We start from the raw sequence: 23,601 nt of genomic DNA, 5'->3' as shown, positions 1-23,601 counted from the left end.
TCCTTAGCGCTTGCTTAAAACGTGTTGTTCATAATGACGGACCGTGGTGAGCCACGAGGCATCGGCTGGGGTGTCGTGGCGCAGGCAGTACATTTCCCAGACCGCCTGCCACGGCAGCGATTTTTGCTCTTCAAGCAGGGCCAGCCGGGCGGTGTAGTCGCCTTCCTGCTCCAGCTGACGCAGCTGTGCGGTAGGCTCAAGCAGCGCGCGCAGCAGCGCTTTTTTCATGTTGCGGGTGCCAATCACCCATGCGGCGATGCGGTTGATGGAGGCATCGAAGAAATCGAGCCCGATATGCACGCGGTCGAACAGATCGTGGCGGATGATTTCACCGGCGATGGCCTGGGTTTCGTCATCCAGCAGAACAACGTGATCGCTATCCCAGCGCACCGGGCGGCTGACGTGCAGCAGCAGGCGCGGCACATAGAGCATGGCGCTGGAGATCTTGTCGGAAATCACTTCGGTCGGGTGGAAGTGCCCGGCGTCGAGGCAGAGCGCGGTCTGGCGGCTGGCGGCGTAGCCGAGATAAAACTCGTTAGAACCGACGGTGTAGCTCTCCGCGCCGATGCCGAACAGTTTGCTCTCTACCGCGTCGATATGGTGTGCCGGGTTAAGTTTCTCGCTGATGACCTCATCAAGCGCTGACAGCAGGCGTTGACGCGGCGCGAGGCGGTCTACCGGCGTATCTTTCATGCCGTCCGGGATCCAGATATTCATCACCGACGGCGTGCCGAGCTGTTCGCCGAACGAGGCCGACACGCGGCGGCTCGCCTGACAGTGTTCAATCCAGAACTGGCGGATTTCCGGGTTGGCGTGCGACAGCGTAAAGCCATCGGCGCTCAAGGGGTGCGAGAAGCAGGACGGGTTGAAATCAAGCCCCAGGTCGTTTTCACGCGCCCACGCGACCCAGTTCGCGAAATGGCCTGGTTTAATTTCATTGCGCGCAACCGGCGTGTCAGATTCCAGGTAGATGGCATGCAGGTTCACGCGTTTCGGGCCGGGGATCAGGCTCAGCGCCTGGCCGAGATCGGCCCGCAACTCTTCGGCGTTACGCGCCTTGCCCGGATAGTTGCCAGTGGCCTGGATGCCGCCGGTCAACTGCCCCTGCGGATTTTCAAACCCGGCCACGTCGTCGCCCTGCCAGCAGTGCATCGATACCGGCAGGCGGTCGAGCTGGCGCAGCGCGGCGTCAGCATCGACGCCCACGGCGGCGAAGCGCTGCTTCGCCAGTTCCCATGCCTGGTTGATTTGAGTGGTCATGCGTAAAGCTCCTTCCTGGTTTGGCGATACGGCGAAACTCGCGCCGCATGGCGGGCAATCTCGCTGTCAGTCTGAGGTTGAAAATGGGTCAGCGGCTGGCTGGCGGTCACCACGCGGCGAAACGCGTCGACGTCGGTTATTTCGTCGAGCGCCATCAGCTGGCAGCCGATATTGCCAAGCGTGGAGGCTTCCACCGGGCCCGCCATCACCGGAATGCCGCAGGCGTCGGCGCAGAGCTGATTAAGAAACGGGTTCTGGCTGCCGCCGCCCACGATATGCAGCACCGTGAATGGCCGCTCGCGCAGGGCGGTCAGCTCATCCAGCACGCGGGCGTAGAGCAGCGCCAGGCTGTCGAAGATGCAGCGCGCCAGCTCCGCCGCGCTTTCCGGCGCAGTCTGGCCGTTCTCACGGCATGCGGTTTGCAGCTCGCGGCTCATGTTGTCCGGGTTGATAAAGCGGTCGTCGTTAGGGTTCACCACAAAGCGGCAGGCGGGAAGCGCGCGGGCCGCGTCGATAAGCGCAGGGAGGTTGTCGACCCGCTGCTCTTTGCAGACGCGCTGCAACAGCCACAGCCCCATAATATTTTTCAGCACCCGATAGCGGCCCTCGGCGCCGCCTTCGTTGGTGATATTGGCGGCCAGCGCGCGGTCGCCGGTGTAGGGCGTTTTGCTCTCAAAGCCCATCAGCGACCAGGTGCCAGAGGAGATCCAGGCGGCGTCATTGCCCTCCAGCGGCGCGGCGATCACGGCGCTGGCGGTGTCGTGCGTCGCCACGGATACCACCGGAATATCGATGCCCTGCGCGCTGCGCCAGCGGCCGATGACATTACCCGGGTGCGTCGGCACTCCCAGCCAGTGTTTCGGCACGCCCGCCCAGTCGAGCAGCGTCTCGTCCCAGTTATCGGTGTCGATATTAATAAGCTGCGTCGTGGTGGCGTTGGTGTAATCCCAGTTCAGCGCGCCGGTCAGCCGGTAGCAGAGATAGTCCGGAATGAGCAGCGCATGCGCCACACGCCCGACCAGCTCCGGCTGTTGTTCCACCAGCGCGCGGAACTGATAAAGGGTGTTGAACGGCAGAAACTGAATGCCGGTGCGGCGGTAGATAGCCTCCCGGCCCACCTGCTGCTGCGCGCGGGCCATCACGCCGTCAGTGCGGCTGTCGCGGTACGACACCGGCAGGCCGACGCGCTCGCCGCGCTCATCCAGCAGCACATAATCAACGCCCCAGGTGTCGATGCCGATGCTGTCGATGACGACGCCGCACCCGCAGGCTTTTTCCAGGCCGAGGCGCACTTCACGCTCCAGCGCATCCACATCCCAGGTGTCGAAACCGTCTACGCGGCGCAGGCCGTTGGCGAAACGGTGGATTTCCTGAAGCGTCAGGCGCTGTTCCTGGCTGTCGTAGCGGGCCAGCATCACGCGGCCGCTGGAGGCGCCCAGGTCGACCGCGACGCTATGGCGAATAGTCATGGTAGGGGTCCTTGTTGAAATCTCTGACGCCAGTCTAGGGAGCGGCGCGGCGGCGCACCTTCATCCCACTGACAGCGCGTTACCGGCGCTGGCAAGGAAGCAAAGATGAACGTGAGGGAGTTCACAGAACGGCGTTTGCAGGCCAGGCGTGGCGCATGTGAGCCGCGCCGCATTTCCAGAAATTTCACGACGTTTCTTAAAAATCCGACGGGCTTTGCGCGTTTTGACGTCGAAAATTGAAGGTGTAGTTGAGAACCGTTATCTACTATCAGGCAGGTTTTACTGAAAGCGGGGGCGATGATGACGGTACTACAGTGCGTTGATTTTTTCCCAACCGGCGCGGCGTCGGTAACCATTGAACCGCGTCTGCCGCAGGCGGCTTTTCCTGAACATCACCATGATTTCTATGAAATTGTCATCGTCGAGCACGGCACGGGCACGCATGTCTTTAACGGCCAGCCGTACACATTAAGCGGCGGTTCCGTCTGCTTTGTGCGCGACCACGACCGCCATCTGTATGAACATACCGAAAACCTCTGTCTGACCAACGTGCTGTATCGTTCGCCGCAGGCGTTCAGTTTCCTGTCAGGGCTTGAAAAACTCCTGCCGCAGGAGCTGGACGGACACTATCCGTCGCACTGGCGCGTCAGCCAGCAGACGCTGCATCAGGCCCGTCCGCTGGTGGATCAACTGGAGGCGCTGCGCGAGAGCAGCGACGTGCACGCCATCGCCAGTATGGAAATGCTGTTTATGCAACTGCTGATCCTGCTGCGGCGCGGCAGCCAGGCGCAGGGCAGCGGCCATGCCGACGAGCGGCTGAATCAGCTGATCGCCTGGCTTGAAGATCACTATGCGGAGGATGTCTGCTGGGAACAGCTCGCCGGGTGCCACCGGCTCTCGCTGCGCACGCTGCATCGGCAGTTGAAGCAGCGCACCGGCCTGACGCCGCAGCGCTATCTCAACCGTTTACGCTTAATGAAAGCGCGCTATCTGCTGCGCCACAGCGAAGAGAGTGTGACGGAGATTGCCTACCAGTGCGGTTTTGGCGACAGCAATCATTTCTCCACGCTGTTCCGGCGCGAGTTTTCCTGGTCGCCGCGCGACATTCGCCTCGGGCGCGACGGGCAGATGCAGTAACGCGAAGAGAATCACCGTTTTCTGGCGCAAAAAATTGCATACTTTGCAGCTATTTGTCCCGGAGACGCCCAGTGGCCCCTCAGTTAGTGCTCAGGAAAGCGGACTTTTTCGCCACGCCTACCCAGCCGGTGGTGGTGGCGGATCGCTACCCGCAAAATGTCTTTGCCGAGCATACCCACGAGTTCTGCGAACTGGTGCTGGTCTGGCGCGGCAACGGCCTGCATGTGCTGAACGACCGGCCTTATCGCATTACCTGCGGCGATCTCTTTTATATTCGCGCCGAAGACCGCCACCGCTACGAGTCCGTAAACGATCTCGTGTTGCATAACATCATTTATTGCCCTGAACGGCTGCAACTGAACGTGAACTGGCGCGATCTACTGGAAAATCCGCGTGGTCCTGGCGGCGATCCGCGCTGGCGGCTCAGCAGCCACGGCATGGTGCAGGCGCGGCAGGTTATCGATCAGCTGGAACATGAAAGCCCGAAGCACGATGCGCTGTCGCACTGTTTAGCCGAAAGCCTGTTTTTACAGCTGGCGATTACGCTGCGTCGTCATCGCTACCAGCCGTCGAGCGGGGCCGGGCCGGACGAGGGCGAAAAGCTCGATCTGCTGATGGCGGCGCTTGGCAACAGCCTCGACGTGCCGTTCGATTTGCAGCATTTTTGCAGCCATTATCAGATTGCCGAACGCCCGCTGCGCCAGCTCTTTCGCCAGCAGACCGGTATGACCATCAGCCAGTACTTGCGCCAGCTGCGTATCTGTCAGGCGCAGTATCTGCTGCGCCACTCCGATCTGCTGATTAGCGATATCGCCGCGCGCTGCGGCTTTGAAGACAGCAACTACTTCTCGGTCGTATTTACCCGCGAAACGGGCGTGACGCCACGGGTGTGGCGTCAGCAGTGCGGGGTGATGACCGGTTAGTTGGCCGCCATCCCCAGCCCGACAATATTCGCCGCCACGATAATCACCACGCAGCCCAGGCTCAGTACGCTGACCGGGCGGCGGCCCGCCGCTTTCCACTCGCGTAGCACCAGTCCGACCAGCCCGCCGCACAGTACGTAGAAGCTCATATGCAGCATCCAGCTGATGTAGTCATACTGCGCCGGAATGCGCGCATGGCCCCAGGCGTAGAAGAAAAACTGTAAATACCACATCAGCCCGCCCAGCGCGGAGAGCAGCACGTTGGCGATAATCAGCGGTTTCGCCAGCGAGAAATCGGCTTTTAGCGACAGGTTGCGGACTCTGGCAAGACGGATAAAACAGAAGCCGAGATTCACCAGCGCGCCGCCGCCCATGATAACGACATAGCTCGGCAGGCCGATGTAAAGCGGGTCGACGCCGAGCGCGGCGGCGGCCTCATGCATTGGCTTTGCCGCGTCCATCGCAAACGACATGCCTGCGGAGAACACGCCGCACATCACCGCCAGCAGCAGCCCTTTTTTCAGATTAAATTCTTCGGCTTTGATGCCCATCTGGCGCTCTTTCAGTTGACCGGCGCGGGTCACGATGCCGACGCCAATCAGCGCCACGAAAACGCCCAGCAGCGTCATCCGCCCGCCGGGCGTACCGATAAGCACCGCGAATTTGCCGTTCAGCAGCGGCGTCATCAGCGTGCCGACAATGAGCGTAATGCCGATAGCGATGCCGATGCCCATCGACATGCCGAGATAGCGCATGGTCAGGCCATAATTAATATTGCCGATGCCCCACATCGCGCCGAACAAAAACACCGGCAGCAGCGTGGTGGCGCTGAAAGCGCCGTAGTAGGCCCAGAAATCGGGCAGAAGCAGGGCGCTTACCGCCCAGGGCAAAATCAGCCATGAGACAATACCGCCTACCGACCACATGGTTTCCCATGACCAGTGCCGGACTTTTTTAAACGGCGCGTAAAAGCAGGCGGCGCTCGCTGCGCCAATCAGGTGCCACAGTATCCCCATGGTTATCGCGTTATTCATGCTTAGCGTCCTCGTTTCCGTCGTAGGGCAGGCGGGAGCGAAAGCCGCTCCCTAACCCAAACGAGTCTATGGAGGCGCGTTTTTATTCACCTTCGACGCGCTGCCGCTGCGGCGCAACGGGTGGCAAAAAACAGCGGGTAAGCCGAACGGCGATCACACTTTGCGGTGAATTCAGACAATGCCTGACGCATGGATATCTGTGCGAAAATCGCCGTCAGATGTCCATTTTTAGCCGTTAGTGCGTTAAGTTATAACCATATAAAAACTGCGGCATTGATAAACATTTTCAATATCATTTAATTAACTATAATGAACCCACTGCTTACGCGGCGTTAACACCTCTGCCGCCCGACAATAATGGAGATGATGAACATGAGCTATACACTGCCATCCCTGCCGTACGCATACGACGCCCTGGAACCGCATTTCGACAAGCAGACGATGGAAATCCATCACACCAAACACCACCAGACTTACGTTAACAATGCTAACGCAGCGCTGGAAAGCCTGCCGGAACTGGCGAACCTGCCGGTTGAAGAGCTGATCACCAAACTGGATCAGGTTCCGGCTGACAAAAAAACTGTGCTGCGCAACAACGCAGGCGGCCATGCTAACCACAGCCTGTTCTGGAAAGGCCTGAAAAAAGGCACCACCCTGCAGGGCGACCTGAAAGCGGCTATCGAGCGCGATTTCGGCTCCGTTGAGAAATTCAAAGAAGAGTTCGAGAAAGCCGCAGCGACCCGTTTCGGCTCTGGCTGGGCGTGGCTGGTGCTGAAAGGCGACAAACTGGCGGTGGTGTCTACCGCAAACCAGGATTCCCCGCTGATGGGCGAAGCGGTCGCTGGCGCATCCGGTTACCCGATCCTGGGCCTGGACGTGTGGGAACACGCCTACTACCTGAAATTCCAGAACCGCCGTCCGGACTACATCAAAGAGTTCTGGAACGTGGTTAACTGGGACGAAGCCGCAGCGCGTTTCGCTTCCCAGAAATAAGGTTGCAACCTGACCTGTAAAAAGCGAGCCTGACGGCTCGCTTTTTTTATATCCGCAAAAGGAGGCGCGCATGTATTTCCCGGTTCAGGTTTATCTTGGCAAAATCCGCGACTACGAGGGCAGCCGGCCCAGCGCTATCGGCAAAGTGCAGGCAGAAGGGGAGTTATCGCTCACCAGCCGCGGGCTGGTCGGCGATCAGCAGGCGGAGAAGAAAATCCACGGTGGGCCGGATCGCGCGCTGTGTCATTATCCGCGCGAACATTACGCCATCTGGGCGCGGGAATACCCGGAACAGGCGGCGTGGTTTGCGCCGCCCGCGTTCGGCGAGAATCTCTCGACGCTGGGGCTGACCGAGGATAACGCCTTTATCGGCGATATCTTTCGCTGGGGCGAGGCGCTTATCCAGATTACCCAGCCGCGCTCGCCCTGTTTTAAGGTGAATTTTCACGCAGGCATCAGCGAACTTTCCGGACGGATGCAGGATACCGCGCGCTGCGGCTGGCTGTATCGGGTGATTGGCGAAGGCAAAGTCTTTACCGACGCGCCGCTGGAGCTGGTGTCGCGCGTGAGCGCGATATCGGTGCGGGAAGCCGCCGCCATCGCCTGGCATACGCCGTTTGATGACGAGCAGTATCACCGGCTGTTAAGCGCCGCCGGGCTTTCCGCGAGCTGGGCGAAAACGCTGCAAAACCGCCGGTTAAGCAGGAAAATCGAGAGCTTTTCGCGCCGGTTGTGGGGGCGCGGGTAAGCGGGCGCGCGTCTTACCCGCCCTGCAGTATCGGCGACATCAGGTCGTGTTTTCAGCAAGGCAGGTAAGCGCGTCCGCTATCAAACGCTCTTTCAGCGGCGAAGCGCCATCCGCTTACGCCGCGTCGTCCCGTTTGGGCTGCGCGCTGGCGGCGGGCAGCTCCGCTAACACGGACGTGAATTCCGGTGCCGGCACCAGCGACTCGCGGGTGATCGCTTTAATCGATTTCGCGCCGGTCAACGTCATCGCCACGCGCATCTCTTTCTCAATCAGGTTCAACAGGTTCGCCACGCCTTTCTCGCCGTGGGTCGCGAGCGCGTACAGATAGGCGCGGCCCAGCAGCACGGTGTCAGCGCCGAGCGCAATCATCCGCACCACATCCAGGCCGTTGCGAATGCCGCTGTCGGCGAGGATCGCGATATCGCCTTTCACCGCGTCGGCGATGGCGGGCAGCGCGCGGGCCGAAGAAAGCACGCCGTCGAGCTGTCGGCCGCCGTGGTTCGACACCACAATGCCGTCGGCGCCGAAGCGTACCGCGTCGCGCGCATCTTCCGGGTCGAGGATCCCTTTGATCACCATCGGGCCGTCCCAGAACTCCCGGATCCACTCCAGGTCTTTCCATGAAATAGACGGATCGAAATTGTTCGCCAGCCAGCCGATGTAATCTTCAAGACCGGTCGGTTTGCCAAGGTAGGTGGAGATATTGCCGAGATCGTGCGGGCGGCCATGCAGGCCCACATCCCACGCCCACTGCGGGTGCGTGACGGCCTGCCAGTAGCGGCGCATGGCGGCATTGGCGCCGCTCATGCCGGAGTGGGCGTCGCGGTAACGCGCGCCGGGGGTTGGCATATCCACGGTAAACACCAGCGTTGAACAGCCCGCCGCTTTGGCGCGCTCCAGCGCGTTGCGCATAAAGCCGCGGTCGCGCAGTACGTAGAGCTGAAACCACATCGGGCGGTTGATGGCGGGCGCCACCTCTTCTATCGGGCAGACCGACACGGTGGAGAGCGTAAACGGAATGCCCTTCGCCGCCGCCGCCCGCGCGGCCTGCACTTCACCCCGCCGGGCATACATGCCGCACAGCCCGACCGGCGCGAGCGCGACCGGCATAGAGAGCGTCTCGTTAAACAGCGTCGTCTCAAGGCTCAAATCCGACATATTCTTCAGCACACGCTGGCGCAGCGCGACCTGCGAGAGATCGTCCACGTTGCGTTTAAGGGTATATTCAGCGTACGCCCCGCCGTCGATATAGTGGAACAGAAACGGCGGCAGGATACGCTGGGCCGCTGCGCGGTAGTCGCTGGCTGCGGAAATAATCATTCATCATTCTCCCTGGAAGGTTTTATCACATCGTCGGGCAGGCGGGTGACGCGCGCCTGACGGGCGACATCTTCATCAAGCTGTTTAATGGTCGAGTGGACAAAGCCGAGGTGACGCAGCGTCGCTTTGCGCGCGCGCTCGGCGTCGCCCGTCTCGATGGCCTCCAGCATCTCGCGGTGCTGGCCGGTGAGCTGGGCAAAAATCGGCTGCTGCTGATACATGCGCTGACGGCTCTCCATCACCGACGACTGCAACAGATCGAAAAAGCCTCGCATGGTCTGGAGCAGCACCACATTGTGCGAGGCCTCGGCAATCGCCAGGTGAAAGCGCACGTCAGCCTGGGAGGCGAGATCCGGGTCGTCGCGCTCGGTAAATTGCAGCATCGCGTCAAAGCAGTAGCGCAGCTTTTCTTTATCCTGCGCGGTGGCGCGCAGCGCCGCGTACCAGGCGGTGCTGGCCTCAATGGCGTGGCGCGCTTCTAAAATGTCGTAACGATAACCCGGATCGTCGGCCATCAGGTTGCGGATGGGCTGAACGATACGTTGTTCCGACCACGGCTCCAGCTGATAGCGCACAAAGGTGCCGCCGCCACGACGGCTTATCAGCAGCCCGTCTCGAATCAAAATCTGCAACGCCTCGCGCAGCGAATTGCGCGACACGCCAAGCTCTTGCGCCAGCTGTCGCTCCGAGGGCAGGCGCATTCCCGCTTCCAGGCCGCGCTCGGCGATAAGCGCGCGGATGCGCTCCACCAGATGGTCGGCCAGCCGTCGGGTCATTAATGTCATGGGATCATCCAGGTAAAGTAGTAAGCCTGCAGTAGCGTAATCAGCCCCACCATGCAGGTGAATGCCAGGCTGTGCTTCACGGTGAAACGGAACAGATCGGACTCTTTACCGACCAGCCCCACCGCCGCGCAGGCGATAGCGATAGACTGCGGCGAAATCATTTTGCCGGTCACGCCGCCAGTGGTGTTCGCCGCGACCATTAAAATATCGGAGACGCCGGTCTGCTGCGCCGCCGTCGCCTGAAGCGCTGCGAAGAGCGCGTTCGACGAGGTATCTGAGCCTGTCAGGAACACGCCGAGCCAGCCGAGGAACGGCGAGAAGAACGGAAACGCGCTGCCGGTATGCGCCAGCGCCAGCGCCAGCGTCGAGGACAGTCCTGAGTAGTTCGAGATAAACGCGAAGGCCAGCACCATGCCGATGGAGTAAATCGGCAGCATCAGCTCTTTCATCGTCTGGCCGAAGGTTTCCACGGCGGCTTTTGGCTTCATGCGCAGCCAGAGAATCGAGATGATGGCCGCCACGAAAATCGCGGTGCCGGTGGCGGAGAGCCAGTCGAATTTATACACGGCGGCATAGGAGGTCGCCTGCGCGACGACGGGCGGCATGCGCGCGACCAGGCCATCCAGGAACGGTACGGAGACGTTAAATACCAGATCCGCGAGCGGGCCGCCTTTGGCGAACAGCGCTTTAAACGGCGGAATGCTCCAGAGCGTGACCGTGGCGGTCAGGAACAGGAACGGTGTCCAGGCGCGCACTACCTGGCCTGGGGTGTAATTTTTGCGCGCCAGCGTCTGATCGACCACCGAGGCGCCCACGTCGCCGAAGCGGAAAATGCGCACCGGCTGCCAGCGTTTGAGAAACAGCGTCAGGCAGACCAGCGATACCAGTGAGGAGATGATGTCCGGCAGTTCCGGGCCGATAAAGTTCGAGCTTAAATACTGGGCGATGGCGAACGAGCCGCCCGCCACCAGCACTGCCGGCCAGGTCTCTTTAATACCGCGCCAGCCGTCCATAATCGCCATGATCCAGAACAGCACGATAATGGTCAGGAAAGGCAGCTGGCGGCCCACCATCTGGCCAATCGCAAAGCTGTCGAGGCCGGTCACCTGGCCTGCCACCAGAATCGGAATGCCCATCGCGCCAAACGCCACCGGCGCGGTATTTACTATCAGGCACAGGCCTGCGGCGTAAAGCGGGTTAAAGCCAAGCCCCACCAGCAGCGCCGCGGTGATTGCGACCGGCGCGCCGAAACCCGCCGCTCCTTCGAGAAACGCGCCGAACGAGAAGCCGACAATCAACATTTGCAGGCGCTGGTCGGGCGTGATGGAGAGAATCGACGAGCGGATAATGTCGAACTGCCCGGTTTTCACCGAGATTTTATAGACAAACACCGCGGCGATAATAATCCACGCGATCGGCCACAGGCCGTAGAAGAAGCCGTAGACGACAGACGCGAACGCGCGTTCAACGGGCATTTTATAGAAAAAGAGCGCCACCAGCAGGGCGATGACGACGGTAATGGTCGCCGCCAGGTAGCCTTTCAGCTTGAGCTTAATCAGCGCGAAAAAGAAAAACAGGATTGGCAAAGCGGCTATCAGGCTTGAGAGCCAGATATTCCCTGCCGGGTCGTAATTCTGCTGCCAGAGGTGCATAGCGAATCTCCTGCGGGCCGGAAAACGTGCCGGAAGTCTGTGCTTCTTATGGCGCGGATTTTGTAAAAGTGGCCCAACCAATCGGTGGATGTAGGGTGAATGACAACAAAAGGTTAACTATTTGTTAGGCATCAGCAACAGAGTGGTTGCGTTTTTTTGGGGTTTTGTGAGAAGGCGGTAAGTTTGCGGGAGGATTGGTAGGACCAACAGGCAAATTTCAGAGAGCGTGAAAACGTGCCGGAAGTTGCCTCGCAAAGACGCAACGTGTCGGGGATTTCATGATTGGCACCGCGTTATACTTCACTGCGTTACTGTATTCGCGCCGATGAGCAACGCGACGGGCTGGCATGCCAACCCGTGATAAATCCTTAAAACGCGCTCTTTGCAAAGCCGGTCATTTCTTTCAGGCCCATTTCACGGCCCAGTGCGGTCATGGGGTGAACGACAACCAGCCCGCGCACGCTTTTCTTCAGCTTGCCCATGTCGGCCTGCTCTTTTTTAGTGATGGGGCGTTTAAACGGCATCGCCATCAGTTTCTGCGCCTCTTTGCTGAGCTTATCGGTGCGTACATCTTTCAGGCGTGCGATTTCCGCTTCCAGCGTCGCTATCTCCTGCTCAAGCTCGGCGTATTTGTCGGCCGCTTCCGTCAGGGAAACAGCAGCCTGCTGGTGACGCGCGGCATCAAGGCGGTCGCTCAGGCGTTTGATTTCAGCTTTTTCGATTTCTTTCATTTATAACGAACCATTAAAAAGGGGGAGATTGCTGCAAAGGATACACTATTGCGGAGGGTGAATGAAAAAACGGGGAAAAGTCTCCCGCCCGAAGGCGGGAGAAAAGGGGAATACCAATGAGGTTAACGCTTACTCTTTATCATGCTCTTCCCAGGCCATGGCGCGTTTTACCGCTTTGCGCCAGCCTTCGTAACGGTAGTTACGCTCGGTGGTTTCAATACCCGGGCGGAACTCACGCTCAATCACCGCTTTTTCCTGCAGCTCATCCAGGTTCTGCCAGTAGCCGACCGCCAGACCAGCCAGATAGGCTGCGCCCAGGGCTGTGACTTCACGGACTTCCGGGCGCTCCACGCGGGTGCCGAGAATGTCAGACTGGAATTGCATCAGGAAGTTGTTGGCCACCGCGCCGCCGTCCACGCGCAGGGCGTGCAGACGAATGCCAGAATCCGCCTGCATCGCTTCCAGCACGTCACGGGTCTGGAAGGCGATCGATTCCAGCGTCGCGCGGATGATGTGGTTTGAGTTCACGCCACGGGTCAGGCCGAAAATCGCGCCGCGGGCGTACGGGTCCCAGTACGGCGCGCCGAGGCCGGTAAACGCCGGCACCACGTAAACGCCGTTGGTGTCTTTCACTTTGGTCGCGAAATATTCGGAGTCAAACGCGTCGCTGATAAGTTTCATCTCGTCGCGCAGCCACTGAATGGACGCACCCGCCATAAACACGGCGCCTTCGAGCGCGTAGTTCACTTCGCCGCGAGGGCCGCAGGCGATGGTAGTCAGCAGACCGTGGGTAGACGCCACCGCTTTTTCGCCCGTGTTCATCAGCATAAAGCAGCCGGTGCCGTAGGTATTTTTCGCCATCCCTTCCTTCACGCAGAGCTGGCCGAACAGCGCCGCCTGCTGGTCGCCCGCGATACCGGCGATAGGAATACGGGTGCCGCCTTTACCGCCGATGTTGGTCTGGCCGTAAACTTCCGATGATTTACGCACCTGCGGCAGCATGGCGCGCGGGATATCCAGCACGTCGAGCATTCTGTCATCCCAGTCAAGCTCGTGGATGTTGAACAGCATAGTGCGCGAGGCGTTGGTGTAGTCGGTGACATGTACGCGCCCCTGGGTCATTTTCCAGATAAGCCAGGTATCAACGGTACCGAACAGCAGTTCGCCGCGTTTGGCACGCTCGCGAGAGCCTTCTACGTGATCCAGAATCCATTTTACTTTGGTGCCGGAAAAGTACGGGTCGATCACAAGGCCGGTCGTCTCACGCACGTAATCTTCCATGCCGTCGCGCTTCAGCTTCTCGCAAATCTCCGAGGTACGGCGGCACTGCCAGACGATAGCATTATGAATCGGCTTGCCGGTTTCGCGCTCCCAGACCACTGCGGTTTCGCGCTGGTTGGTGATGCCGATAGCGGCAATCTGATCGGAACTGATGTCTGCTTTGGCCAGCGCTTCCACCAGCGTGGAGCTCTGGGAGGCCCAAATCTCCATCGGATCATGCTCTACCCAGCCCGGACGCGGATAGATTTGTTCAAATTCACGCTGGGAGACGCTGACAATGTTTGCGTCATGATCCATCACCACGGCGCGGGAGCTGGTCGTGCCCTGGTCGAGTGCAACGATATATTTTTTTTCTGGAGTCATCATTTTTTATCCCGTAAATCGGTTACAGCGAAGCTTTCTGTTGTGCGCTGGCGGCAGAAGCGTTGTCCACGTCTTCCTCGCGAGTATCGCACGGTAAATGGCGGCCAATCAGTTTGCGGTAGCCGAACGCGCCAAGCGCCGCGCCAACCACCGGACCCAGCGCCGGCACCAGGAAGTAAGGGATGTCGCGTCCGCCGGTAAAGGCAACGTTGCCCCAGCCTGCGAGCCACGCGAACGCCTTCGGCCCTAAATCGCGCGCCGGGTTCATGGCGAAGCCGGTCAGCGGGCCCATCGACGCGCCGATAACCGCAATCAGCAGGCCAATCAGGAGCGGTGCCAGCGGGCCACGCGGAATGCCGTTGCCATCATCACCCAGCGCCATAATGACGCCCATCAGAATAGCGGTAATCACCATTTCAACCGCAAAGGCCTGAATCAGGTTGATGTGCGGGTTTGGATAGGTAGAGAAAATACCGGCCAGATCGAGACTTTCGACACTGCCGCGAACCATGTGGTGAGTCTGTTCGTAATCGAGGAAAAGATTGTAATAAAGCCCGTAAACTAACGCCGCTGCGCAAAAGGCGCCGGCAAACTGAGAAATAATAAAAGGAACAACTTTACGCCCGTCGAAACAGGCAAACAGCCACAACGCGATGGTTACCGCCGGGTTAAGATGCGCGCCGGAAACGCCTGCGGTCAGGTAGATGGCCATCGCCACGCCCAGACCCCAGATGATGCTGATTTCCCACTGACCGAAACTGGCTCCTGCCACTTTCAGCGCCGCCACGCAGCCCACACCGAAGAAAATCAACAACCCGGTACCGAGGAATTCAGCGATGCACTCGCCTTTTAAGGTTGATGTTTGACTCATAATCGGGTCCTGAAGGCTAATTGATGATTATTGTATGCACGGTGTCGAAGACGACCATGATGTCTTGTAGACATGGTGTTAACTTATCGTTAACGAACAAAAACGAGAAATATCGAAATTGAAATGTGTGTGTTACGTCAAGAAAATGAGCGTTTTCGCGCCCAACAGCGCGTTTTTCGGGCAGGGGAAAGTGAGAGCTGAATCATTTCATTAACTAACATGTTAACAATTTACCGCTTCATGAAGCGAATACACTCGGTTTAGACTGAAAAAGCGCGCAAACCGCAATCCGTGCGGGTTGTCGCTGGACAGGGGCACAAGGGCTTCATACAATCGGGACTAGTGTTGTGCGCACAGATTACTTAAGGCGTCGCCGGGCACCGGGACGAGGATAGTCATCCATCAACGCCTTGCAATTCAGGAGAGGTAGTACGATGTCATTTGAAGTGTTTGAAAAACTGGAAGCGAAAGTACAGCAGGCTGTTGATACCATCACCCTGTTGCAGATGGAAATCGAAGAGCTGAAAGACAAGAACAATCATCTTGCTCAGGAAGTGCAGAACGCGCAGGGCAGCCGCGAAGCGCTGGAGCAGGAAAACCATCAGCTGCGTGAACAGCAGCATGTCTGGCAGGAACGTCTTCAGGCGCTGCTGGGTAAAATGGAAGAAGTGTGATTACCGCACATTGACCAAAAAAGAACGGGCGCTCAGGGCGCCCGTTTTTATTACTCGATATCCAGCGGATCTTCAGAAAGGATAATGCCGGTGTTGTCGGCGTAGAGATGGTCGCCGGAGAAGAAGGTCACGCCGCCGAAATTAACGCGCACGTCGCTTTCGCCGATGCCTTCGCCTGCCGCGCCTACCGGGATCGCCGCCAGCGCCTGGATGCCGACATCCAGCTCCGCGAGGTCGTCAACCTGACGCACGGCGCCATAGACCACAATGCCTTCCCATTCGTTCTGCACCGCAAGGCGCGCCAGTTCAGCATCAATCAGGGCGCGGCGTACCGAACCGCCGCCATCAACCAGTAAAACGCGTCCGCGGCCATTTTCTTCGAGCAGCTCATACAGCAACCCGTTGTCCTCGAAACATTTCACCGTGATGATTTGCCCGCCAAAAGAAGAGCGACCGCCGAAGTTGGAGAACAGAGGCTCCACAACGTTGACCTCTTCCTGGTAGATGTCACAAAGCTCAGAAGTATCGTATTTCATAGGTTTAACGTTCAGTTGCTGCAAGAGCTGTCAGTATATCGCTTAACGCGCGCTGTTGGCAAAATCATCAATTGTTAATTGATGCGGGTCAGTTAACCCAGACGCTGGCTGAGGACCAGCCCGACGATAAACAGCAGGTTCACCAGCAGGGCCGCTTTCACGGTGCGTTCGAGCATCGGGCGCATCGCCGCAGGATCCGTATCGCGCAGCACAACGCGCGCCTGACGCGCCAGCAGCGGTGTAGCCAGCAGGAACGCCCAGCCCCACGGGCTTTGCAGCCAGAGCAGATTAAACGCCGCAAGACAGCCCAGCGCGCCAGCCAGCAAACCCACATGGTAACGGCGGGCGGCGACGGGGCCGAGGCGCACCGCCAGCGTGTTCTTGCCGTTGCGCCGGTCGCTGTCGATATCGCGCAGGTTATTGATATTCAGCACGGCCGCCGCCAGCAAGCCGCAGGCGGTCGCTGGTAGCCAGAGCGGGGAGATCAGCGTATGAGCCTGCAAATACCAGCTACCCAGCACGCTCAGCCAGCCGAAGAACACCAGCACCGAAATATCGCCAAGGCCCATGTAGCCATACGGGCGCGTGCCGACGGTATAAGTAATCGCGGCGAGAATCGAGAGCGCGCCGAGCGCGAGAAACCCGAGCACATCGGTAAGGCTGTGGCAGGCCACTTTGACGAGCGCCAGTCCGGAAACGCAAATCAGCGCCACGGTGAACAAAATGGCGCGCTTCATCTGCGGCGCGGTGATAGCGCCTTTCTGCATACCGCGCAGCGGACCGAGGCGATCGGGCTGGTCGCTGCCTTTTACGGCGTCGCCATAGTCGTTGGCAAGATTGGAGAGGATTTGCAGCAGCCCGGCGGTCAGTAGCGCCAGGAGCGTGATAACCGGATCGAAATAGCCCTGCCACCAGGCGAGCGCGCTGCCTACCATAATGGCGGAAAAAGCCAGCGGCAGCGTGCGCGGGCGCAGGCTTTCAAGCCAGGCCTGGGTACGGCTTACCGAATGCGAGTGTGTATTCATAGACGGATCTGAGCCAATAAAAATGAGGGCTTGCCTGCCTGATGAAGCTGCGGGTTGCCGGCGTTGCCTGAATATCCCGGCGTTTTAACGCCGCCGGGAACAGGCTGACCGCCTTACCGCACCTCACATCGGGCGGGGCAAAAACCCTCACCAAAAGTGATGAAAATGCGTTGAGCGCGATTATAAGATAAAACGGCTCAGATCTTCATCTGCCACCAGCGCATCCAGGTGTTTGCTCACATAATCGGCGTCGATAGTAATCGTCTGGCCGCCCAGATCGCTGGCGTCATACGAGATATCTTCCATCAGACGCTCCAGCACGGTGTGCAGGCGACGCGCGCCGATGTTCTCGGTGGTTTCGTTCACCTGCCACGCCGCCTGCGCGATACGCTTGATACCATCGTCGGTAAATTCGATATGCACGCCTTCGGTTTCCATCAGCGCTTTGTACTGCACGGTCACCGACGCGTTCGGCTCGGTGAGGATGCGCTCGAAATCTTCCGCCGTCAGCGCCTGCAGCTCAACGCGGATCGGCAGACGGCCCTGAAGCTCAGGGATCAGATCAGACGGGCTCGCCACCTGGAAAGCGCCGGAGGCGATAAACAGGATGTGATCGGTTTTCACCATGCCGTGTTTTGTGGAGACGGTGCAGCCTTCCACCAGCGGCAGCAGGTCGCGCTGAACGCCTTCGCGGGAGACATCCGGGCCGGAAACGTTGCCGCGCTTACAGATTTTATCGATCTCATCGATAAACACGATGCCGTGCTGTTCAACGGCTTCGATAGCCTGCTCTTTCAGCTCTTCCGGGTTTACCAGCTTCGCCGCTTCTTCTTCCACCAGCAGCTTCATCGCGTCTTTGATTTTCAGCTTGCGCGGCTTCTGTTTCTGGCCGCCCAGGTTCTGGAACATCGACTGCAGCTGGCTGGTCATCTCTTCCATACCCGGAGGCGCCATAATTTCGACGCCCATCGGCGCGGCGGCCAGGTTGATTTCAATCTCTTTATCGTCAAGCTCGCCTTCGCGCAGCTTTTTGCGAAACGCCTGACGCGCGGCGGACGGCTCCTGCTGCTGTTCCGGCTGGCCCCAGTTGTTTTTGGCAGGCGGGATCAGCACGTCGAGAATGCGCTCTTCGGCCATCTCTTCGGCGCGATAGCGGTTTTTCTCGATCGACTGCATGCGCACCATTTTAATGGCGGAATCGGTCAGATCGCGGATGATAGAGTCCACTTCTTTACCGACATAGCCCACTTCGGTGAATTTAGTCGCTTCGACTTTGATAAACGGCGCGTTGGCAAGCTTCGCCAGACGACGGGCGATTTCGGTTTTACCGACGCCGGTCGGGCCAATCATCAGAATGTTTTTCGGCGTGACTTCATGTCGCAGTTCTTCATTTAACTGCATACGGCGCCAGCGGTTACGCAGCGCGATGGCGACAGAACGCTTCGCCGCGTCCTGGCCGATAATATGTTTGTCGAGTTCGCTGACAATTTCGCGTGGAGTCATTTCAGACATGGGAGATCCTTACGCTTTAGAGGAGAGTTCTTCGATGGTGAGGAAGTGGTTGGTGTAGATGCAGATATCACCCGCGATCCCCAGCGACTTCTCCACGATGTCACGAGCGCCGAGCTCGGTGTTTTCCAGCAGCGCGCGTGCCGCAGCCTGCGCGTAAGGGCCGCCGGAACCAATGGCGATCAGATCGTTTTCCGGCTGCACGACATCGCCGTTACCGGTGATAATCAGCGAGGCGTTTTCATCCGCCACCGCCAGCAGCGCTTCAAGGCGGCGCAGCATACGGTCGGTACGCCAGTCTTTCGCCAGTTCAACGGCGGCTTTTACCAGGTGACCCTGGTGCATTTCCAGTTTGCGTTCAAAAAGTTCAAAGAGGGTGAAGGCGTCGGCGGTGCCGCCCGCGAAGCCCGCGATAACTTTGTCGTTATACAGACGGCGGACTTTTTTCACGTTGCCTTTCATTACGGTGTTGCCCAGGGTGGCCTGGCCGTCGCCACCGATCACTACCTGGCCGTTGCGGCGCACACTTACTATTGTTGTCACGAGCAAACCCCTTATTGCATAAGCTGAAGACAGCGCCCCGCGAGTGATGCGGGGCAGAATGCAATTATAGATGGGGGGCGTTTCGGGGGTTTCAACCCCCGGAGGCGAGACGAATGCAGTTTGAATGGCCCGCCATCTTCAGGCGGTTGAGGGTGCCGTCGGCGTTATCTTTGCCTTTAATCGGGCCGATAACGACGCGGTTCCAGCCGTTGTTGGACGTAATGCGCGAGTCAAAACCTTCAAACGCCAGCTGGGCGCGAACGGTTTCGGCCTGCTCGGTGCCTTTGAACGAGCCGCACTGCACCATCCAGCGGCGCTCGTCTTTCTTCTCGGCCGGCTTCGCGGTTTCCGCCTCGCGCGTGACCGGCGCGGTTTGCGCAGGCTTGCTCTGGACAGTTTCACGCTGCGTAGTATGCGGCGGCGTTTGCAGCAGATCCTGATACGGCGCGTTGCTCGTCTGCGCCTGGCGCGTCTGGGTTTGCGTTTGCTGCGTGGCGCGCGCAGGCTGCTGCGTCTGCACCGTGCGGGTCTGCGGCGGTTGGTAAGCCTGCGCCTGACGCGTTTCAACGCGTGGCGTTTCCGTGCGCGGCGCGGTGCGTGTCGGCTGCTGCGCGGTGTTGTTCCACTGCTGCATCTGTTGTTGCTGCTGAAGCTGTTTCTGGCGTTGCAGCGTCTGCTGGCGCTGCGCCGGCGTCTGTTCGTTCCACGGCACTTCGCTGAGCTGCGTCGGCTGCTGGCGCATATCCGCCTGCATCTGATCGAGCAACTGACGCTGTTCGTCGGTCAGTTGATCCTGATTCATGATTTCGCCGCCTGCGGAAGGTTCGGTGGGTTTCAGCACGCCTGGCTGGCGGCTTTCCAGCTCTTTGATATACCGCCAGCGTTCTTCCGGCTTCGGCGGCAGGCCATTGCCGGTGACTTTATGGCCCGGCAGGGTTTCCGACTCTTCTTTTTTATGATGCGTAATAAAGTACAGACCGCCAATAAAGGCGACCAGCGCCGCCGCTGCGATAGCGACCATCGCCGGTGAAACAGCAGGCAGGTTACGTTGCTTTTTGCGGGTGTTGGTTTTCTTGCGCCGCGCGGGCGTCGGTTGTCCGCGGCGTACATAATCTCGTTGTGCCACTATCGTTTCGCTGTATCCATTCGTTATCAGCCCGCCATGTTACTTAAGGGACGGGCCTTTGACCAGATAAGGAGTCTTAAAGGCGGTTAATTTCGCGGCTTCGGGGCGCGGGTGGTGCCGCGCAGCACCAGTTCGCAATCCAGCAGACGCGAACCGCTGCTGACGGTGTGGCCGTTGAGCTGGTTGAGCAACAGCAGCATGGCTTCACGGCCAATATCAAAACGCGGCTGCGCGACGGTGGTCAACGGCGGATCGCAGAACTCCGCTAACGCGATGTTATCAAAGCCGATGATAGAGAGATCGTCCGGTATGCGGTAGCCGCGACGTTTCGCCATCGACAGCGCGCCAAGCGCCATTACGTCGCTGTGGCAGAAAATCGCCGTCGGCGGCTGTGGCAGACTCAGGAGCTGTTCAAGCGCGCTGGCGCCTGCTTCAAAGGTAAAATCGCCGCGGGCGATATAGTGCGGGTCTACCGTCATGCCGCAACGGCGTAGCGCCTGAACGTAGCCCTGCAACCGGTAGTGGCACAGCGGCATCTCTTCCGGGCCTGCGATGCAGGCGATGCGCTGATGGCCCAGCTCGTGCAGATAGTTTACGGCGTTAAACGCGGCGGTGAGGTTGTCGATATGCACCGTCGGCAGCTCCAGCTCCGGCGCGAATTCGTTTGCCATCACCATCGGCGGCAGGTTGCGTTGCTCCTCTTTGCTGGCGTCAAATGGCAGACGCGAGCCCAGCAACAGCATGCCGTCTATCTGTTTCGTGATGATAAGGTCAATGAAGGTTTTTTCCTGCTGGTTCTGATGCGCGCAGTCGCCAATCAGTACCAGATAGCCTTGATCCGCCGCGGTGACTTCGATGCCGCGAATAATTTCGCTGAAAAACGGGTCGCAGATGTCCGGGACAATCACCAGAATGGTGCGGGATTCGTTGCGCTTCAGGTTGCGACTGAGCGAGCCTGGCAGATAACCCACGTCGATGGCGGCCTGCTCCACACGGTTGCGGGTGGCCTGTGAGACTTTTTCCGGGTTCATTAAAGCACGGGATACCGTCGCGGTAGATACCCTGGCGCGAACGGCGACATCTTTCATGGTTGCGGCGGCAACCTGCTTTTTGGACTTCACTTCATCTCCTCGTAGCGGTCCGCAGGCGCAGACTCGTCCTGTAATCTGACACGCCTCACATTCTTAACAGATCTTGAGCGCGGCGGTTACAAAAATTACATCGAAGATGTGATGGATATTAAATTTTACGATCCGTTTCGCAGAAGCGGGCGGGGCGGTCAGCCTTCGGTCGGGTCAACGTCGAGCGTCCATTTCACCTTGCGCGCGGCGGGCAGCGTCCCTACCAGCGGCAGGCTGCCCGCGACGATGCGCTGGAGCTGCAAACGCGAAGGATGTTGCAACAGCAACTGCCAGCGGTAACGGCCGCCGCGTTTGGGCTGCAACGCCGGAACCGGGCCGAGCAGCCAGAGTTTGTCATCCGCCAGCGGGCTTGCCTGGAGCAAATTGCGCAACTGCTGCAGAAACGCCGGCGCGTCCTGGTTATGGTGATCTTCCGCGCGAATCAAAATATGGCTGCTGTAAGGCGGCAGCCAGACGCTGCTGCGCTCCGCCAGCGCCTGGTCAGCGAAAGCGTCATAGCCCTGATGAAGCAACGTCTGGAGCAACGGATGTTCCGGATGATGCGTCTGAAGCACCACTTCGCCCTGTTTGCCCGCGCGTCCGGCGCGGCCCGCCACCTGGGTGTAGAGCTGGGCGAAACGCTCCGCCGAGCGGAAATCGGCGCAAAACAGCGCGCCGTCGACATCCAGCAGCGCCACCAGCGTGACGTCAGGAAAATGGTGCCCTTTAGCCAGCATTTGGGTGCCAATAAGGATACGCGCGCCGCCGCGATGCACTTCGGCGAGCTGTTGTTCAAGCGCGCCCTTGCGGCTGGTAGTGTCGCGGTCGATGCGCGACAGCGGCACGCCGGGAAAAAGCGGCGCCAGGCTCTGTTCAAGCTGTTCGGTGCCAAGCCCCACCGGCACCAGGTGCGTGGAGCCGCAGCCCGGACACTGGCGCGGCACCGGGCGCTGGCTGTCGCAATGGTGGCAGCGCAGCTGATGTTGCGCCTGATGTAGCGTGTAGTAGTGATCGCAGCGCGGACATTCGGCTATCCAGCCGCAGTCATGACACAGCAGCGCGGGCGCAAAGCCGCGGCGGTTAAGAAACAAAATAACCTGATTATCCGCCTGTAAATGCTGGCGCATGCGGGCCACCAGCGCGGGCGCGAGGCCGGCCTGCAACGGCTGGCCTTTAAGATCGAGCACGTGCTGAAGCGCCGGGCGCGCGTTACCTGCGCGGTGGGTCAGTTTCAGCACGCGGTATTTACGCTGACGCACGTTATGCAGGGTCTCCAGCGCTGGCGTCGCTGAGCCTAAAATAATCGGGATCTGCTCGCTGTGCGCCCGGTAGACTGCCAGGTCGCGCGCGTGATAGCGCCAGCCTTCCTGCTGTTTATAGGAGCTGTCATGCTCTTCATCGATAACAATCACGCCGAGATTTTTAAACGGCGTGAAAAGCGCCGAGCGCGTACCAATGACGATGGCCGCCTCGCCGCTTTTGGCTTTCAGCCAGGCCGCCAGCCGTTCGCTGTCATTCAGCGCCGAGTGCAGCACCTCAACGGGCGCGTTGAAGCGCTCGCGAAAGCGGGCAATGGTCTGGGGCGTCAGGCCGATTTCCGGCACCAGCACCAGCGCCTGTTTACCCTGCGCCAGCGTGTTTTCGAGCACGCTTAAATAGACTTCGGTTTTGCCGGAGCCGGTGACGCCCGCAAGCAGCCAGGCGCAGAAATTGTCGGCTTCGCCGCGAATGGCGCCCACGGCAGTGGCCTGTTCGGTGTTCAGCCGCAGCCGGTCGCCCGCGACGGAGAACTGGCCGCGCCAGTCGGCGACGGGCGGCAGTTCGCTGCCAAGTTCGCACAGGCCCTTCGTGCGCAGCGCCTGAAGCGCGGCGTCGTTGAACGCCATCTGCGCCACTTCATGTCGCCATAACCGGCCATGACGCAGCGCCGCCAGCGCCTGTTGCTGTTTCGGCGACCGCTTCAGGCTGTTGAGATCGACCGCCCGGCCCTCTTCGGTGGCGAACCAGTACCAGAGCGGCGCCGGACTGGCGGGTTTCCCCTGACGCAGCAGCACCGGTAGCGCGTGAAACAGCACTTCGCCGACCGGGTGGTGATAATAGTCCGCCGCCCAGAGCAGCATCCGCCAGAGCGTCGTCGGGTAGAGCGACGCGCCATCCAGTACCTCCACCACGCTTTTCAGCTCGCTGCGCGCCAGCTCGCTCTCTTCGCCCACCGCCACCACAACGCCGACGCGCTGCTGGCGGCCGAACGGCACGCGCACGCGACAACCCGCCGCCGCCGTCATGGTGTCGGGCAGCAGGTAGTCAAACGTGCGGGCAAGCGGAACGGGCAGAGCAACGCGGGCTACAGGCATGAAGGTATCCGGGCTGAGAAAAGAAGCGTCATAGTGTACACTGTGTGTTCATAAATTTGCGGATCAGTTTGCATGGGGCGGTTATTTTCTGTATGATTCGCCGCCTTTGATGCCCTTTAAAAGTATCAAACCGACTTTATCAACAT

General features: G+C 59.6%; 21 protein-coding genes. 5 read left to right on the top strand and 16 right to left on the bottom strand.

Annotation, left to right across the window (positions count from 1 at the left end; genetic code table 11):
• Positions 1-3: 3 nt before the first annotated feature.
• Together BJP61_RS00350 and rhaB are read right to left on the bottom strand one after the other, a co-directional pair.
• Positions 4-1,260, bottom strand: a complete 1,257-nt coding sequence (locus BJP61_RS00350; protein ID WP_038866015.1) for an L-rhamnose isomerase — start codon at positions 1,258-1,260, stop codon at positions 4-6.
• A complete protein-coding gene (gene rhaB, locus BJP61_RS00345) occupies positions 1,257-2,729 on the bottom strand; it encodes a rhamnulokinase (RefSeq protein WP_171997537.1) in 1,473 nt (490 codons plus the stop codon). The genes BJP61_RS00350 and rhaB overlap by 4 nt, the downstream gene beginning before the upstream one ends.
• A 300-nt stretch (positions 2,730-3,029) precedes the next feature.
• On the opposite strand from rhaB, the gene rhaS reads away from it, so the two are divergent.
• Positions 3,030-3,866 carry an HTH-type transcriptional activator RhaS gene (gene rhaS / locus BJP61_RS00340; RefSeq protein WP_171999214.1) on the top strand — a complete coding sequence of 279 codons (837 nt, stop codon included), beginning with the start codon at positions 3,030-3,032 and terminating at the stop codon, positions 3,864-3,866.
• Positions 3,867-3,937: 71 nt separating this feature from the next.
• Positions 3,938-4,789 (top strand): HTH-type transcriptional activator RhaR, encoded by an 852-nt coding sequence (rhaR, locus tag BJP61_RS00335; RefSeq protein WP_171997535.1) that lies wholly within the window; start codon positions 3,938-3,940, stop codon positions 4,787-4,789.
• Here the strand turns inward: rhaR and rhaT are convergent.
• Positions 4,786-5,823 carry an L-rhamnose/proton symporter RhaT gene (rhaT, locus tag BJP61_RS00330; RefSeq protein WP_171997533.1) on the bottom strand — a complete coding sequence of 346 codons (1,038 nt, stop codon included), beginning with the start codon at positions 5,821-5,823 and terminating at the stop codon, positions 4,786-4,788. The genes rhaR and rhaT overlap by 4 nt on opposite strands.
• Positions 5,824-6,195: 372 nt before the next feature.
• On the opposite strand from rhaT, the gene sodA reads away from it, so the two are divergent.
• Both sodA and yiiM read left to right on the top strand, forming a co-directional pair.
• Positions 6,196-6,816, top strand: a complete 621-nt coding sequence (gene sodA / locus BJP61_RS00325) for a superoxide dismutase [Mn] (RefSeq protein ID WP_032967551.1) — start codon at positions 6,196-6,198, stop codon at positions 6,814-6,816.
• 70 nt (positions 6,817-6,886) lie between these two features.
• A complete protein-coding gene (gene yiiM, locus BJP61_RS00320) occupies positions 6,887-7,564 on the top strand; it encodes a 6-hydroxyaminopurine reductase (RefSeq protein WP_038866006.1) in 678 nt (225 codons plus the stop codon).
• A 114-nt stretch (positions 7,565-7,678) separates the two neighbouring features.
• Here the strand turns inward: yiiM and lldD are convergent, their stop codons facing one another.
• From lldD to BJP61_RS00290, 6 genes are all read right to left on the bottom strand, one after another.
• Positions 7,679-8,884: an FMN-dependent L-lactate dehydrogenase LldD gene (gene lldD, locus BJP61_RS00315; RefSeq protein WP_075193901.1), complete on the bottom strand. Its 1,206-nt coding sequence runs from the start codon at positions 8,882-8,884 to the stop codon at positions 7,679-7,681.
• Complete coding sequence (gene lldR / locus BJP61_RS00310; protein WP_171997531.1) at positions 8,881-9,669, bottom strand: transcriptional regulator LldR; 789 nt, start codon at positions 9,667-9,669, stop codon at positions 8,881-8,883. Before lldR ends, lldD begins: the two co-directional genes overlap by 4 nt.
• Positions 9,666-11,321, bottom strand: coding sequence for an L-lactate permease (gene lldP, locus BJP61_RS00305; protein WP_038866000.1), 1,656 nt, complete (start codon positions 11,319-11,321; stop codon positions 9,666-9,668). The genes lldR and lldP overlap by 4 nt, the downstream gene beginning before the upstream one ends.
• A 368-nt stretch (positions 11,322-11,689) precedes the next feature.
• Positions 11,690-12,052 (bottom strand): YibL family ribosome-associated protein, encoded by a 363-nt coding sequence (locus tag BJP61_RS00300; RefSeq protein ID WP_038865998.1) that lies wholly within the window; start codon positions 12,050-12,052, stop codon positions 11,690-11,692.
• 129 nt (positions 12,053-12,181) lie between these two features.
• Positions 12,182-13,696, bottom strand: a complete 1,515-nt coding sequence (gene glpK, locus BJP61_RS00295; RefSeq protein WP_038866043.1) for a glycerol kinase GlpK — start codon at positions 13,694-13,696, stop codon at positions 12,182-12,184.
• A gap of 22 nt (positions 13,697-13,718) precedes the next feature.
• Positions 13,719-14,567: an MIP/aquaporin family protein gene (locus BJP61_RS00290; protein WP_038865996.1), complete on the bottom strand. Its 849-nt coding sequence runs from the start codon at positions 14,565-14,567 to the stop codon at positions 13,719-13,721.
• A gap of 434 nt (positions 14,568-15,001) precedes the next feature.
• On the opposite strand from BJP61_RS00290, the gene zapB reads away from it, so the two are divergent.
• Positions 15,002-15,241, top strand: a complete 240-nt coding sequence (gene zapB / locus BJP61_RS00285; RefSeq protein WP_007667757.1) for a septal ring assembly protein ZapB — start codon at positions 15,002-15,004, stop codon at positions 15,239-15,241.
• A gap of 50 nt (positions 15,242-15,291) precedes the next feature.
• Here the strand turns inward: zapB and rraA are convergent, their stop codons facing one another.
• From rraA to priA, 7 genes are all read right to left on the bottom strand, one after another.
• Positions 15,292-15,777, bottom strand: coding sequence for a ribonuclease E activity regulator RraA (gene rraA, locus BJP61_RS00280; RefSeq protein ID WP_007729210.1), 486 nt, complete (start codon positions 15,775-15,777; stop codon positions 15,292-15,294).
• A gap of 92 nt (positions 15,778-15,869) precedes the next feature.
• Positions 15,870-16,802, bottom strand: coding sequence for a 1,4-dihydroxy-2-naphthoate polyprenyltransferase (menA, locus tag BJP61_RS00275; protein ID WP_075193899.1), 933 nt, complete (start codon positions 16,800-16,802; stop codon positions 15,870-15,872).
• 180 nt (positions 16,803-16,982) lie between these two features.
• On the bottom strand, positions 16,983-18,314 hold the full coding sequence (gene hslU / locus BJP61_RS00270) for an HslU--HslV peptidase ATPase subunit (RefSeq protein WP_004385733.1): 1,332 nt from the start codon (positions 18,312-18,314) through the stop codon (positions 16,983-16,985).
• Positions 18,315-18,323: 9 nt separating this feature from the next.
• On the bottom strand, positions 18,324-18,854 hold the full coding sequence (gene hslV / locus BJP61_RS00265; protein ID WP_032967548.1) for an ATP-dependent protease subunit HslV: 531 nt from the start codon (positions 18,852-18,854) through the stop codon (positions 18,324-18,326).
• A gap of 91 nt (positions 18,855-18,945) precedes the next feature.
• Positions 18,946-19,980, bottom strand: coding sequence for a cell division protein FtsN (ftsN, locus tag BJP61_RS00260; RefSeq protein ID WP_075193898.1), 1,035 nt, complete (start codon positions 19,978-19,980; stop codon positions 18,946-18,948).
• 86 nt (positions 19,981-20,066) lie between these two features.
• On the bottom strand, positions 20,067-21,101 hold the full coding sequence (gene cytR / locus BJP61_RS00255) for a DNA-binding transcriptional regulator CytR (protein ID WP_171997529.1): 1,035 nt from the start codon (positions 21,099-21,101) through the stop codon (positions 20,067-20,069).
• 158 nt (positions 21,102-21,259) lie between these two features.
• Complete coding sequence (priA, locus tag BJP61_RS00250) at positions 21,260-23,455, bottom strand: primosomal protein N' (protein ID WP_171997527.1); 2,196 nt, start codon at positions 23,453-23,455, stop codon at positions 21,260-21,262.
• Positions 23,456-23,601: the final 146 nt, after the last annotated feature.

The organism is Cronobacter sp. JZ38, assembly GCF_008932145.1.
GTDB classification, from domain to species: Bacteria; Pseudomonadota; Gammaproteobacteria; order Enterobacterales; family Enterobacteriaceae; genus Cronobacter; species Cronobacter muytjensii.
The sequence above is the reverse complement of the archived record's forward strand: the minus strand, read 5'-3'. Positions and strand labels throughout refer to the sequence as shown.